The organism is Rhodobacterales bacterium HKCCA1288 (genome assembly GCA_015693905.1).
Classification (GTDB): Bacteria; Pseudomonadota; Alphaproteobacteria; order Rhodobacterales; family Rhodobacteraceae; genus M30B80.
On sequence record CP065161.1, the window covers coordinates 1,629,805 to 1,644,532 of the forward strand.

At 56.0% G+C, this 14,728-nt stretch carries 14 protein-coding genes; 10 read left to right on the forward strand and 4 right to left on the reverse strand.

The genetic code is table 11. The annotated features are described in order from the left end of the window. Positions 1–4: 4 nt before the first annotated feature. The 6 genes from lspA to rmuC all read left to right on the forward strand — a co-directional run bounded on the left by lspA (position 5) and on the right by rmuC (position 6,875). Positions 5–478, forward strand: a complete 474-nt coding sequence (lspA, locus tag I3V23_07990) for a signal peptidase II (GenBank protein ID QPI84547.1) — start codon at positions 5–7, stop codon at positions 476–478. Between the two features lie 45 nt (positions 479–523). Next, positions 524–1,039 carry a DUF3035 domain-containing protein gene (locus I3V23_07995; GenBank protein ID QPI84548.1) on the forward strand — a complete coding sequence of 172 codons (516 nt, stop codon included), beginning with the start codon at positions 524–526 and terminating at the stop codon, positions 1,037–1,039. Positions 1,040–1,146: 107 nt separating this feature from the next. Beyond that, a complete protein-coding gene (locus I3V23_08000) occupies positions 1,147–2,490 on the forward strand; it encodes an insulinase family protein (GenBank protein ID QPI84549.1) in 1,344 nt (447 codons plus the stop codon). 2 nt (positions 2,491–2,492) lie between these two features. Beyond that, entirely contained in the window at positions 2,493–3,812 is a 1,320-nt protein-coding gene (locus I3V23_08005) for an insulinase family protein (GenBank protein ID QPI84550.1), read from the forward strand. Positions 3,813–3,860: 48 nt separating this feature from the next. After that, positions 3,861–5,732 (forward strand): DNA mismatch repair endonuclease MutL, encoded by a 1,872-nt coding sequence (mutL, locus tag I3V23_08010; GenBank protein ID QPI84551.1) that lies wholly within the window; start codon positions 3,861–3,863, stop codon positions 5,730–5,732. A gap of 3 nt (positions 5,733–5,735) precedes the next feature. Next, positions 5,736–6,875 (forward strand): DNA recombination protein RmuC, encoded by a 1,140-nt coding sequence (gene rmuC / locus I3V23_08015; GenBank protein ID QPI86750.1) that lies wholly within the window; start codon positions 5,736–5,738, stop codon positions 6,873–6,875. A gap of 1 nt (position 6,876) precedes the next feature. Here rmuC and I3V23_08020 read toward each other — a convergent pair whose 3' ends face one another. Further along, complete coding sequence (locus tag I3V23_08020) at positions 6,877–7,326, reverse strand: GAF domain-containing protein (GenBank protein QPI84552.1); 450 nt, start codon at positions 7,324–7,326, stop codon at positions 6,877–6,879. A 129-nt stretch (positions 7,327–7,455) separates the two neighbouring features. On the opposite strand from I3V23_08020, the gene I3V23_08025 reads away from it, so the two are divergent. The 3 genes from I3V23_08025 (at position 7,456) to I3V23_08035 (ending at position 10,085) form a co-directional block, all read left to right on the forward strand. Then, positions 7,456–7,800, forward strand: a complete 345-nt coding sequence (locus tag I3V23_08025) for an STAS domain-containing protein (GenBank protein QPI84553.1) — start codon at positions 7,456–7,458, stop codon at positions 7,798–7,800. A 40-nt stretch (positions 7,801–7,840) separates the two neighbouring features. Beyond that, complete coding sequence (locus I3V23_08030; GenBank protein ID QPI84554.1) at positions 7,841–8,293, forward strand: ATP-binding protein; 453 nt, start codon at positions 7,841–7,843, stop codon at positions 8,291–8,293. Positions 8,294–8,504: 211 nt separating this feature from the next. Further along, on the forward strand, positions 8,505–10,085 hold the full coding sequence (locus I3V23_08035) for a gamma-glutamyltransferase family protein (GenBank protein QPI86751.1): 1,581 nt from the start codon (positions 8,505–8,507) through the stop codon (positions 10,083–10,085). A 2-nt stretch (positions 10,086–10,087) separates the two neighbouring features. Here the strand turns inward: I3V23_08035 and hspQ are convergent, their stop codons facing one another. Further along, on the reverse strand, positions 10,088–10,414 hold the full coding sequence (hspQ, locus tag I3V23_08040; GenBank protein QPI84555.1) for a heat shock protein HspQ: 327 nt from the start codon (positions 10,412–10,414) through the stop codon (positions 10,088–10,090). Positions 10,415–10,605: 191 nt separating this feature from the next. On the opposite strand from hspQ, the gene I3V23_08045 reads away from it, so the two are divergent. Continuing rightward, a complete protein-coding gene (locus I3V23_08045; GenBank protein ID QPI84556.1) occupies positions 10,606–11,190 on the forward strand; it encodes a lytic transglycosylase in 585 nt (194 codons plus the stop codon). Here the strand turns inward: I3V23_08045 and I3V23_08050 are convergent. Next, positions 11,187–11,786: an outer membrane lipoprotein carrier protein LolA gene (locus I3V23_08050; GenBank protein ID QPI84557.1), complete on the reverse strand. Its 600-nt coding sequence runs from the start codon at positions 11,784–11,786 to the stop codon at positions 11,187–11,189. The two genes, I3V23_08045 and I3V23_08050, sit on opposite strands and share 4 nt — an antisense overlap. Positions 11,787–11,841: 55 nt before the next feature. Then, complete coding sequence (locus tag I3V23_08055) at positions 11,842–14,727, reverse strand: DNA translocase FtsK 4TM domain-containing protein (protein ID QPI84558.1); 2,886 nt, start codon at positions 14,725–14,727, stop codon at positions 11,842–11,844. Position 14,728 lies beyond the last annotated feature (1 nt).

The following is a 14,728-nucleotide window of genomic DNA, read 5'->3' on the forward strand; positions in this document are numbered from 1 at the left end:
CATGATGACCCGTTTAACACTTATTGCCGCACTGTTTTGGATCATCCTTGATCAGGCCAGCAAGTGGATCATGCTTTTGGTCCTTGATCTGGATCGTGTCGGACAGGTCTTGGTCATGCCGCCCTATCTGAATTTCATCATGGGTTGGAACCGCGGGATAAATTTTGGCCTCTTCGCCAACAGCCCCGACCTTCTGCGTTATGGTTTGATTGCTTTGGCGCTTGCGGTTTCCGCGTGGATGATCCAGCTGGGCCGCAACAGCCAGAGCAAACTCAGCGCGTTTGCGGCGGGCTCAGTGGCAGGTGGGGCTTTGGGAAATGCGTTTGACCGCCTCTATCACGGGGCGGTTGTGGATTTCCTGAACATGTCCTGCTGCGGGATCAATAACCCCTATACGTTTAATATCGCAGATATCGGTATATTTGCGGGTGTGTTCGGGTTGCTCTTGTTTTCGAATGACGAAAAGCCCAAGGTGTGAGAGAAACCTTGGCATGACGTGGTGCTTTGTGCCATGGAGGATTTTATGAGCCGCAAACCGCATATTCTCCTGACCTTATGCGCCCTGATGGGCCTTGCCGCCTGTTCACAAGGCGACCCATCTTTGATGAATTTACGCGCCAACCAATCTGGCCCAGATGAATTTGCCATTTTGCCAACACGCCCCATTGAAATCCCAACGGATTTGGCGGCGCTGCCTGAACCAACACCCGGTGGCACAAACCGCACCGACCCAACCCCTGAGGCAGATGCGATTGCCGCGCTTGGCGGAAATGCAGCGCGCGCCGGTGGTGTAACCAACAGCCTTTTGGCCCATGCGACACGCTTTGGTATTGAAGAGGGTATCCGCGACCAATTGGCTGCGGAAGATTTGGCCTTCCGCCGTGACAATGATGGGCGGCTCTTGGAGCGGGTCTTTGGCGTGAATGTCTATTACCGCGCCTATCGCCCGATTTCCTTGGATCGTTATGCCGAACTTGAGCGTCTGCGCCGTGCGGGCATTCGCACCCCCGCCGCACCCCCCGAGCCGCAGCCGCAGTGAGCCCGCATTGATCATCACTTTGTGACCGCGCCCTTGCGCGCGGCTGATTGAACCCTGTGCAGCGGCGGCCTATCTGTTTTTGCACATAGGCCAACCTAGGAGGAATTATGCGCAGGATCATTGCGGCTTTAGTGGGGCTTGCATTGCTGCCAATCGGCACAGGCTACGCGCAAACCTCTGGCGATGTGACGAGCTTTACCTTGGACAATGGCATGGATGTGGTTGTGATCGAAGATCACCGCAGCCCCGCCGTTGTGCATATGGTCTGGTATCGCACTGGCGCGGCCGATGAACCTGAAGGCAAATCAGGCATCGCGCATTTCCTTGAACATTTGATGTTCAAAGAAACTGAAACCCGCGAAAGCGGAGAGTTTTCGCGCATTGTCGAAGAAAATGGCGGCGATGATAACGCGTTCACCTCGTGGGATTATACGGCCTATTTCCAACGTGTGGCCGCTGACCGCTTGCCTTTGATGATGGAGCTTGAGGCCGATCGCATGGCCAATCTGCGCCTCAACCCTGATGAGGTGGAGACCGAGCGCAGCGTGATATTAGAAGAACGCGCACAGCGCACAGATAGCAATCCAGGCGCGCTGTTTAACGAAGAATTCCGCCAATTGGCCTATCCAAGCCACCCTTACGGCATTCCGGTCATCGGGTGGCGCACGGAAATGGAGACGCTCAGCCGCGAAGATGCGTTGGCCTTTTACGAAACCTATTACGCCCCAAATAACGCGATCCTTGTTGTGGCAGGTGATGTGACCCCTGAGGAGGTGCGCAGACTGGCGCAAACCTATTACGGCCCGCTCGCTTCTGCAGAATTGCCCGCCCGCGCGCGGGTCGAAGATACCACCCTTCCACAAGATCAACGATTTGAATTTGCCGATGAACGTGTCGCGCAGCCTTATGTGATGCGCAGCTATCGCGCGCCAGAGCGCGACCATGGCGCGCAGGAGGACGCCGCAGCCCTCAGCCTATTGGCTGAGATCTTGGGGGGTGCCCCTTCTACCTCCGTCTTGGGGCGCGCCTTGCAATTCGACACACAGCGCTCGGTCTTTGCGACTGCCTATTACTCGGGCCTCAGCCTTGACGACACGCAATTCACCTTGATCAATATGCCAAGCGCGGGCGTCACCCTTGCAGAGGCGGAAGCCGATCTAGATGAAGTCATTGCAGAGTTTCTAGAGCGCGGGATTGATCCAAACCAGTTTGAACGGATCAAATTTCTATATGAGGCCTCGGATATCTATGCGCGCGACAATGCTTCGGGGCTTGCGCGGCTTTACGGAATGGCCCTGACCTCAGGGCTTGAGGTGGAAGATGTCCAAAACTGGCCAGATGTGATTGCGGCCACCACGATGGACGATGTTATGGATGCGGCGCGGGCGCTGTTTGCAGATGCGCCGCGCGTGACAGGCTATTTGACCCAAGCACAGGCGGCGGAGAATTGATCATGCCTTTTGTCAAACATATCTCTGCCGCACTTTTTGCTGTTATCTCCCTCGTCACACCGCTGCGTGCGGAAATTCAAATTCAGCCTGTCCTCAGCCCCAATGGCCATAGCGCATGGTTGGTTGAAGATCATTCGATCCCCTTTGTGGCGCTTGATATTCGTTTTGAGGGCGGCACGAATTTGGATGAACCCGGCAAACGCGGGGCGACCTATATGATGACAGGCCTGCTTGAGGAAGGCGCAGGCGATCTCACGGCACAGGGTTTTGCCGAGGCTGTGCAGGGCTTGGCCGCAGAATTTTCATTCTCATCCTATCGCGATACTGTGGCCATCAGCGCGCGCATGCTGACGGAAAATCGCGATGCGGCGGCTGCACTTTTGCACGAGGCGTTAAGCAATCCTCGCTTTGATGCCGATGCCATTGAACGGGTGCGGGCTCAAATTCAGTCAATACTGGCAAGCCAAGCGCAAGACCCAAATGCAATTGCAGGCCAAACATTTAATGCCTTGGCCTTTGGCGACCACCCTTATGCATCCGCCGAAGAAGGCACCCCAGACAGCATTGCGTCCTTGACCCGCGATGATCTGATCACGGCCCATCGCAATGCTTTGGTCACATCAAGGGTGTCCATTGGCGCATCGGGCGACATCACTGCCGAGGAATTGGGCGATCTCATTGACCGCCTTCTTGAGGGGTTGCCACAAACAGGGCCTGCCTTGCCGAGCATGGCAGGGTTTTCACCAAACACGCGCCAAGCCGTAATTGACTATCCAAGCCCACAATCCGTGATCCTCTTTGGGATGGAAGGGATTGCGATGGATGACCCCGATTTTTTCCCTGCCTTCGTGTTGAATGAAATCATTGGGGGCGGGTTCCGCGCGCGGCTGATGGAAGAACTGCGCGTAAAGCGTGGGTTGACCTATGGGGTTGGCACAAGCCTCTCGACAGCCGATTGGCAGCCCATGTGGCTGGGACAATTCTCCTCATCAAACGCCACAGTTGGCCAAGCATTAGAGCTGGTCGATCAAATCCTGCGCGATGTCGCGGAAAATGGTGTAACTGACGAAGAATTACTGCGCGCCAAACGCTATATGACGGGGGCCTACCCCCTTCGCTTTGACGGAAATGGATCCATTGCAGGGATCATGGCAGGGATGCAGCAAAGCGGGATGCCGATTGACTATATCGCCAACCGCAATGCCTTCGTTGAGGCGGTCACATCTGAGGACATCGCCCGTGTCGCAAAACGGCTTTTGGATATTGATAAAATGCTGACCGTGGTTGTGGGGCAGCCCGAGGGGCTGAACACTGCCCCCTAACGCGCGTTCCATTTCCGAATCGTGCAGTCGCGTGCTACTGATAGTGGCATGGGAAAGCCTGACCACAACATAAATGCCAATGAAGCCGTAGCGCGGCCGGTGATCCGCCAGCTTGATGAAGCGGCAATCAACCGAATCGCGGCAGGCGAAGTCGTGGAGCGGCCCGCCTCCGCGGTCAAGGAATTGGTGGAAAACGCGATAGATGCAGGGGCACGGCGGATCACAGTAGAAATCGCACATGGCGGCAAAACCTTGATCCGCGTCAGTGATGATGGCTGCGGCATGGGCCCTGAAGATTTGCCCATGGCCCTCTCCCGCCATGCGACATCTAAGATTGACGGCTCAGACCTGTTGAATATTCAAAGTTTCGGCTTTCGTGGCGAGGCGCTGCCCAGTTTGGGCGCGGTTGGCCGCCTGACCATCACCAGCCGCGCAGCTGGTGAGGATGGTCATGAGATCTCTGTCTCGGGTGGACGGCAAGAGCGGATCAAGCCCGCCTCTATGTCACTTGGCACGGTGGTGGAATTGCGCGATCTGTTTTTCGCAACCCCCGCGCGACTGAAATTCCTCAAGACCGAACGCGCCGAAACCCAAGCAATCACCGATGTCGTCAAACGCCTCGCCATGGCCGAGCCCAGCGTTGGGTTCCAATTGATTGATTGCAGCGATGGCCGCCGCACTCTGTTTTCCGTTGATCCCGAAACAGGGGATCTCTTTGATGCGCTTTCCAGTCGATTGGGCCAAGTAATGGGCCGCGATTTTGTGGATAACGCCCTTCAGATTGACGCAACCCGCGAGGAAATCCGTCTCATCGGTCTGGCAGCCCTGCCAACCTATTCTCGTGGCTCTGCGGTGGCACAATATCTTTTCGTCAATGGTCGCCCCGTGCGCGACAAGCTTTTGATCGGGGCGCTGCGTGGGGCTTATGCCGATTTCCTTAGCCGCGATCGCCACCCTGCTGCGGCGCTCTTCATCGAATGCCCGCCTGAACGGGTGGATGTGAATGTGCATCCTGCAAAGGCAGAAGTGCGGTTCCGCGAGGCGGGTGTCGTGCGGGGGTTGATTGTCTCTAGCTTGCGCCATGCCTTGGCCGAGGCGGGCCATCGCGCATCAAGCACCGTGGCCGCAGAAACCTTGGGCGCCATGCGCCCCGAGGGTGGCGCGCCGCAGCAGGTCTATCAAGGTGGTTACTCGGCACCACAAACGCGGCCCAGCACCTATCGCAGCGCCTATGCGTTTCAAGCGCCCGAACAGGTTGGCCTCTCTGAAGCAGCCCCCCAATTTGACGCCCCATCCCACCGCGTGGCAGATTCTGAAATCGCGCCCTCTTTTGCCGAAAACAGCCATCCTTTGGGGGCGGCCGCGGCACAACTGCATGAGAATTACATCATCGCCCAAACCGCCACGGGCCTTGTGATCGTGGATCAACACGCCGCCCATGAACGCTTGGTTTATGAGCGGCTGAAAAAACAGATGGCCACCAACGGCGTGGCGCGGCAGACTTTGCTAATCCCTGATATTGTGACCCTTGGGCCTGATGCCGCCATTCTTCTGGATCACGCTGACAGTCTTGCGCAATTTGGTCTGATCATTGAGCCCTTTGGCGAAGGCGCACTTGCCGTGCGCGAAACCCCTGCCATTCTGGGTGCGGTCAACAGCGAGGCACTGCTGCGCGATATTTTGGACGAGATTGCCGATATGGGCGAAAGCCAAATGGTGCAGGCTCGGATTGAGGCGATCTTGTCACGCGTGGCCTGTCACGGATCCATCCGTTCGGGGCGTGCAATGCGCGTGGAAGAGATGAACGCGCTTTTGCGCGAAATGGAGGCCACCCCGCATTCTGGTCAATGCAACCATGGCCGCCCCACATATGTGGAACTTGCCTTGAGCGATATTGAAAAACTTTTTGGCCGCAGGTGAGTGATGCAGCTTGATCTGTCCAATCCAATAATCCTTGGCGCACTCATTGGAGGGGTGATCCTCATCGCCCTTTTTTGGGTGACCCTTGCAGGGGTGAAAGCGGCCAATCGATCGGCTGCAATGATGGAACCCTTGGCCCGCAACCTTGGCGGTCTTGAAGCACGGGTTCAATCTCTTTCCGATGGGCAACAGCAACTATCGGGTGGACTTGCGCAGGTGGTTGATCTGCAATCCAAGACCCAAGCACAGATGTTGCAGGCCATGGAGCGCCGCCTTGAGGAAGTGCAAAAGGGCATGAGTGAGACGCTGCACGGCACATCAACGCGCACAGCCCGCAGCCTTGGGGAATTGCAGCAGAAGCTCGAACAAATCGACCGCGCGCAGGCCAAGATTGAGAAACTGTCAGGCGATGTTTTGGGCCTTCAGGACATTCTTTCAAACAAGCAAACGCGCGGCGCATTTGGCGAAATTCAGCTCAATGATATTGTCTCAAAGGCGCTGCCCAGTGACAGCTACGCGTTCCAAGCGACCCTCTCAAACGGCAAGCGCGCCGATTGCTTGATCCATCTGCCCAAACCCCCTGGCCCGATTGTGATCGACAGCAAATTCCCGCTAGAGGCCTATGAGGCATTGCGCGCAGCAAAGACCGCACAAGAAACCCAAGACGCCGCCCGCGCCTTTCGCACATCTGTGCGCGGCCATATCAAGGCAATTTCTGAGCGCTATATTCTTGAGGGCGAAACCGCCGATGGCGCGCTGATGTTCCTGCCATCCGAAGCGGTTTATGCCGAATTGCACGCCAATTTCCCTGAGATTGTCCGCGAAGGATTCGCGGCGCGGGTCTGGATTGTATCCCCCACCACCTGCATGGCCACGCTCAACACGATGCGGGCGGTTCTCAAAGATGCACGGATGCGCGAGCAAGCGGGCGCGATCCGCAAGCAACTGGGCCTTTTACATCGTGATGTGGAACTGGTGTTTGAGCGGGTGAATAAGTTGAACACCCATTTCGGGCAGGCGCGCAAAGATATTGATGACATTTCAATCGCCGCAGAACGCGCAGGCAAACGGGCGATCAAGCTTGATAATTTCGATTTTGAGGAAATCGCCCCTGACCCAATGCCACCGCTTCCCGATAAATAGGTCAGCTCCGCGCGAAAACATGGGCGAGAATTTTGCTTAATTCCTTCACATCCGTTTCGGTAAAGGCATCCGCCTGATCGCTGTCGATATCAAAAACCGCAATTAACGCGCCCTTGGCATCAAAAACGGGCAAGACCAGTTCGGATAAGGTGCTGCTTGAACACGCAATGTGATCTGGAAACGCATTCACATCTGCAACCAATTGCGGGGCGCGACTGCGCGCGCAGGCCCCGCAGACCCCGCGCGAAAACGGGATCACCAAGCACCCATGCCCCCCCTGATAGGGGCCAATTTTAAGGGTTTCGGGCGCGGTGACGCGGTAAAAACCAACCCAATCAAACCGCGCATCGGCGTGATACACCTCGCAGGCGATGGTGGCCATCAGGGCGATCTGATCGGTTTCGCCATGGGTCAGGCTGTCAATCGTTGCGGCTAGGGTCGGGTAATCCATTGGGGGCCTCTTAATACTTCGCCTCGATATAGGCCATCCTGCGCGGCGAAGAAAGCTGCGCTTGGTAACCTTTCAGCAAGGAATTCGGACTAGCCTTTTGGTTGTGTTGCCCTCTCCATAGGTGATGAAATGGATGTGCGTCTGGATATTGAACCCATCCCTGACGGGTTGATCGTAAAGGTTTGCGCCAGTCGGGTGGATGCTGCCGCTGCCTTGGCCTTCCGTGATGCCTTTCGACAAGCCACCGCAAAAACCGAAGGTGCGCGGGTCATTTTGGATATGGAAGATGTGACATTCCTAGATTCCAGCGGTCTTGGCACGCTTGTCGCCATGCGCAAATCCCTTGGGCAGGATCGGCAACTTGAACTGACAAGCCTCTCCCCCTTGGTGGATAAGGTTCTGCGCCTGACGGCGATGGATAAAGTCTTTGCAATTCACCCAAATAAGACCGCAGCGCTGAACCAAAGCGCATGACAACAGGGACAGATATTCAAGCATGCGGGGGCGCAACGATATGATGTGGAGTTTGACAAGCCATCCCCAGTCAGTGCGGCAAACATTGGCACAAATTTGCACCTATCTGCGCGAATGCGACCTTGATGAAGGCCAGTGCTTAAATGTTGAATTGGTCTTGGCGGAAGCGCTGAACAACATTTGCGAACACGCTTATGCAGGGGCCGATGATGGACGCATTTTAACGGCGATTTCCTGTCGGGGCGCAGATGTGCAATGTCATATCACCGATAAAGGGCGCGCGATGCCGAACCTGACACCCCCTCTCGGTGGGTTCCGCGACCCCGACAGCTTTGCCTTTGATGAACTGCCCGAAGGTGGATTTGGCTGGGGCCTGATCCGCGCGATTGCGCAAGACGTCCAATATGAACGGCGCGATTTAGAAAATCATCTTTTCCTAACCATTGCAGCTGAGTTGGAACAAAGCCCGCAATTGGCCTGTAGACTTGTCTAAATTTGGCCAACACTGCCACAAAATCACCTTGGTCTGATCATAGCCGCGGCCAAATTCGCAGCCATTAAAGCAGTGTAGCGCTTATGCTTCCCCCGATGGTGCGTTTTTATCGCCCCCACTTGTTACGCATCATCGGGGTTCTTGACCACTTGCAGCGCCCCCCATTCCCGCTAGTTTTGCTAAAATCCTTTCGGCAGGAGCAGGGACAATGATGCGTGATTTCCAGAAGCAAGGGCGCTCAGCCTTGATTACCACCCAAGGGGCGGTTGCAACCTCGCACCCGCTCGCCGCCAAAGTGGGCGTGCAAATCTTGGAACAGGGCGGCAATGCGATGGATGCGGCCATTGCCACAGCGATCCTTCTGGGGCTCTGCGAGCCACAATCAACAGGGCTTGGCGGCGATTTATTCGCTATGGTGTCCTATGAGGGTCAGAAGGATATTATTGGCCTAAATGCATCGGGCCGCGCGCCAAAGGCGTTGGATGCGGCAGCGCTGCGTGCGGCAGGGCATCGCTCTATTCCGCTCGACAATATCAATGCTGTCACCGTGCCAGGGGCCGTTGATGGGTTTTGCCGCCTTCACCAAGATCATGGGACATTGCCGCTTGAAGACATCCTCGCCCCTTCGATCTTCTATGCTGAACATGGCATTCCCGTTGCACCGCGCGTGGCTTTCGATTGGGACGAGGCACGCGATACGCTCCGCGGTCGGGCCCGCGACATGTATATGTGGAACGACCAACCGCCCCAAATTGGCGCGCTGTTCACGGCCAATGGGCAGGCTGAGGTGCTGCGCCGCATCGCGCGCGAAGGTCGCGCAGGGTTCTACGAAGGCGAAGTGGCCGAGGATTTGGTTAACTCCCTGCGTGCCCTTGGCGGCAGCCACAGCCTAGAGGATTTCGCGACCACAGCTTGCGATTACGTCACCCCAATCTCGACCCGCTATCGTGATCATGACTTGATTGAATTGCCACCCAATGGTCAGGGTGCAACCGCGCTGTTGTTGGCCAATATCCTTTCCCAGTTTGAACTCGGCGCAATGGATCCTTTCGGTGCAGCCCGCGCCCATATCGAGGCCGAAGCAACCAAACTGGCCTATGATGCACGCAATCGATTTATCTCTGATCCTGATCACCTGACCCGTTTGGATCATATGCTGTCAGATCAAACCGCACAGGCCTTGGCAGGCTTGATTGATCCCACGCGCGCGATGGCTGACCCACATCAGGCCTCAGGCGCGGTGCATAAGGATACGGTTTATCTCAGCGTGGTTGATAAAAACCGCATGGCCGTCTCAATGATCTATTCGATCTTCCATTCCTTTGGCTCGGGCTATGCTTCTGATAAGTTCGGTATTTTGTATCAAAACCGTGGTGCGGGCTTCTCGCTACAAGAGGGGCACCCGAATGAAGCCATGGGCGGAAAGCGTCCCTTGCATACCATCATTCCCGCCTTCTTACGCTACCCTGACCAAAGTTTGATGCCCTTCGGGGTCATGGGCGGCGCGTATCAGGCCACGGGCCACGCACGCCTGATCACCAATATCATCGACTATGGGATGGATGTTCAAACTGCGATTGATGGTGCGCGCAGCTTTGCGGATCAGGGCAAATTGCAGCTTGAGCGGGGATATAGCCCACATGTGGCCGATGATTTACGCAAATTAGGACATGAAGTGGTCGACCCCTATCGGGCCATTGGCGGCGCGCAAGCTATTAAAATTGACGCAAGCTCAGGGCTTTTGATCGCAGGTTCGGATCCCCGTAAAGACGGTCTTGCCTTGGGGTATTGAGATCAATTCAGCTGGTAATCCAAAGGATAGGCCCCGTTCTGAAACTCACCGAACAATTCGGGCAGATCGGGGTGATCCACGGGTTCGCCTGTATCGTCAATCTCAAGGTTTTGTTCGGAAACATAGGCCACGTAGTAGCTATGATCATTTTCCGCCAGAAGGTGGTAAAATGGCTGCTCCTTGATCGGCCGCTTGTCCTCGGGGATGGAGTTATACCATTCCTCAGTATTCGAAAACTGGGTGTCGATATCAAAGATCACCCCGCGAAACGGGTGCTTCTTGTGGCGCACGACCTGCCCAAGATTGAATTTAGCATGCCGTTTGAGCATCTAGACCCCCTATGATCCAACGCGCACCGTAATCCTGTCGCCCTTATTTGTCCATGACCCGCAATGCAGATCAGGCGAAACAGATTGTTGAAACAAAGGATGCGGATCATGCGGGAATTTATTTTCATTTCGGCGCAACTGGCGTATGATTTCGCCATAAAAAGAGAGCAGTCCAATAAAGGATCAGGCATATGAACCGCTTTGCGTTGCTTCCGCTGGTGTTGGCGCTCGGCGCCTGCGTGGGATCAGCCACCCCACCACGCAATGTGGAAAATGCCTGCGCAATCATTGAAGAACGCCCCTATTATCTAAGCGCCATGCAGGCCACCGAGGCCAATTGGGGCGTCCCTGTCGCGGTTCAGATGGCCACGATCTACCATGAAAGTAGTTTCGTCAGCAACGCACGAACCCCGCGCCGCTATGCGCTTGGGGTCATCCCAGCAGGACGACAAAGCTCAGCGTTCGGTTACAGCCAAGCCCTTGATGGGACATGGGATGAATACCGCAATGACACAGGTCGGCGGTTTGCCAGACGCACCGATATCTCCGATGCGACCGATTTCATGGGGTGGTATATGAACCGCTCGCGCGAACGAAACGGCATCGCTCTGACGGATGCGCGCAACCAATATTTGGCCTATCATGAAGGCCATCGTGGTTATTCACGCGGCACCTATCGCAACAAAGCATGGCTTATGCGCGTGGCGGATCGTGTCGAAGCGCGCGCCGCGCTCTATGATCGGCAATTGGCAAGCTGCACCGCGACCCAAGGCTAACGGCTGCGCTGTTCCGCCTCAAAGGTCGGGCTGAACAGGAAATTCGAATAATCCTGCCCAAAGATGAAATCACCCAGCGCGACCACAACAGTCTCACCATATTCATTGCGGGTCATCCATTGCACAAGGCGCACAGGCGCATCCGCAAAGACCAGCGTCAATTCCCCTGCCTCTGGGCGGTCTTGATCACGGGCCACCACGCGGGTGGTGCCATCTTCGGCTTCTCGATGATCAACCACCAAATCCGAAGTCGCGAGAGACACGTTGCGACCCAAAATCAAATCAAGCGGGGTGACGCTTAACGGATATTGCAAGGGCTGCGCATCGGTCAGGTCTTCAAAAATTGCAACTTGCCCGCCGCCCACAACGACCAGAACATCACTATTGTCATACTCAAATCGCGCCCGCCCTGGGCGGTGCATGAAGAGACGCCCCGTCACCTCGGTGCCATCGGCGTTATACTGCGTGAATGGTGCTTCCGCTGTGCGAATACCTGCAAAATAAGCCGACAAATCTGCCAAGGAAATCGGGGCCGCCGCCGCGGGCAGGACAAAGAGCGCGGCCAAAACGGCCATGGTCACAAATGGTTTTTTCATGCCCCATCCATAGCGCGAAAGCACCCTCAATGACACGTCACATTTCAGCGAGGGCTCAGCCCTGTTCAGGCACTAAAATCTCACGCTTGCCGACATGGTTGGCGGTTGAGACAAGACCTGCCTCCTCCATCTGTTCGACCAAGCGTGCGGCCTTGTTATAGCCAATTCCAAGCTTGCGTTGGATGTAGGAGGTCGAGCATTTCCGATCGCGCACCACCACGGCCACAGCCTGATCATACAGCGCATCTTCGCCGTCCGTATTGCCGCCAAGACCAAGCACCAGATCAATATCGCTTTCCTTGTCCTCATCAGGGCCATCCAAAACGCTGGCCGCGTAGGCGGGAGGGCCAAAGGATTTCAGATGACGCACGATTTCCTCAACCTCTTCGTCACTGACAAAGGGGCCATGAACGCGGGTGATTTTGGAACCGCCCGCCATGTAAAGCATATCGCCCATACCCAAAAGCTGCTCAGCGCCCATCTCGCCCAAAATGGTGCGGCTGTCGATTTTTGAGGTCACATGGAAGGAAATACGCGTTGGGAAATTGGCTTTGATCGTGCCTGTAATCACATCCACCGAAGGGCGTTGTGTCGCCATGATCAAATGAATGCCGCTTGCCCGCGCCATTTGTGCAAGGCGTTGAATGCAAGCTTCGATCTCTTTGCCTGCAACCATCATCAGATCGGCCATTTCGTCCACGATCACGACAATGAACGGCATGACCTCGGGCTTGAACTCTTCGGTTTCGAAGATGGGCTCACCCGTATCCTCGTCAAAGCCCGTTTGGACAGTGCGCTTGAACATTTCGCCTTTGGACAGAGCATCGCGCACGCGGCCATTATAGCCTTCGATATTGCGCACCCCCATTTTCGACATTTTGCGATAGCGCTCTTCCATCTCACCCACGACCCATTTCAAAGCGACAACAGCCTTCTTGGGGTCAGTCACAACGGGGCTGAGAAGATGCGGAATGCCGTCATAAACCGACAATTCCAACATCTTGGGGTCAATCATGATCATGCGACATTCTTCAGGGCGCAATTTATACAGCAGCGAGAGGATCATGGTGTTAATCGCCACCGATTTCCCCGAGCCTGTCGTGCCCGCAATCAGCAAATGCGGCATCTTGGCGAGATTGGCCACAACAGGCTCGCCACCGATTTCCTTACCCAAAGCCAAAGGCAGCTTGTGATTGCCATCGCCAAAATCACGGCTCGACAAGATTTCGCGCAAAACCACTTTTTCGCGGTGCGAATTGGGCAATTCGATCCCGATCACAGAGCGACCTGGAACGGTTGAGACCCGCGCAGAGAGCGCCGACATTGAGCGGGCAATATCATCAGCCAGACCGATCACGCGGCTGGCCTTTAGGCCTGGTGCGGGCTCCAACTCATACATCGTAACAACTGGGCCGGGGCGGACGCTGACAATCTCACCTTTGACGCCGTAATCATCCAACACGTTTTCCAACATCCGTGCGTTTTCTTCGAGGGCCTCATCGGACAAATGAAAGCGTTCAATGGTGGTCGGGCTGGACAACAAAGAGAGTGGCGGGAATTCATATTCCATCTCGCGCGCCTCTAAGGGCAAGGAGGGCTGCGCATCCGCCATTGCCTGACGAGAGGGCGCGGCGGCCTTTTTGGGGCCGTGCTGCACCACGCGCCGCGCTTCTGCCCCAGTGCGGACAGGATGCGTAGCAACAGGCGTATAGTCCTCATCTTGCGGCGACACGCTGAAGCTTTCATCATCGTCAAAACCATCGGCGAAAATATTGTCGCTGTCATCCTCATCGGCATAAGGGTCATAGTCTTGCGCAATCTGTGGATCAGCCACACGCGCAGAGGTAGAAAGCGGAGGAACCTCGCGATAAATCTCGCCTGCAATTTGCGAGGGGCTTTGTGCGGTCAATGGTGGCGCCACGCGCTTGGCGGGATTGGGAATGCCATCGGTGACCCGCAACGCCTCAGGCCGCGCAGAGGTCGCACGATTGCGCACCGCGTTTGAGATTTTTTCGCGCAGGCGCGCATTCTCATCGGTCGCAAGGGGCGGTTGCTGCGCCACATCTGCGGTGCGATCTTCGCCACCGCGGATGGCGCGCAAAATGGGCACGCGGTCAAACAATCCTTGTTGCGCAGGGGCTTCGGGCGCTGCGGCTTGAGGGGTCGAAAATGGCACCTGCAGCGCATCATCGTCATCCACCAACAGATCATTGGAGGAATATTGCGCCGCGCTACGCGGACTTGGCGCGCGCATGCGCCCGCCGATTTGGCCGCTCACTTGGCTGACGCCGCGACCGATACCTGCCGCCATTCCCGAAGCGCCATTGCTGGCGTGGAAAAGCGCAATCAATCCACCACGGGTAAAGAGGCGCACTTCAGAGCGCGTCACCCCAAGCGCATAACCTGACAAACCAAGGCTTGCCACACCCATAGCAATCCCCAAAACGGCGATAGACATATTCATCGAAACGGGCAGGATATTGACCAAAACCCCCATCACAGTGTCGCCAAATAGCCCGCCCAAACTAAAGCTGTGCTGCCATCCCGAACCAGGAGGGAAGCTGACCATGAATACAGAACAGGCAGCAATCGCAAATGGCAGCATGATCAAGCGCGACAGCGCGCGCTCTTCACCTTTGTGCAGGGTCAAGCGCAGACCCCAAACAACCAAACCCACCGCCATCAAATAGGATGCATAGCCAACAATCATGATCAGAATTGCAGACATGGACGCCCCAAAGCGGCCAAGCAGGTTCTGTGGCGGCGTATCTGTTGCGACCATCCAATTTGGGTCATTTGGCGTATAGCTGACCAACATGGCCCCAACCGCAAGCCCTGCAAGCACCAACATAAGGCCAAGCAGTTCCTTGCCACGCCGTTCCAATGCCTCTTGCATCGGGGCGTCCAGAAGGGGGTCACGTTGTCTGGTTTGATACGCCATT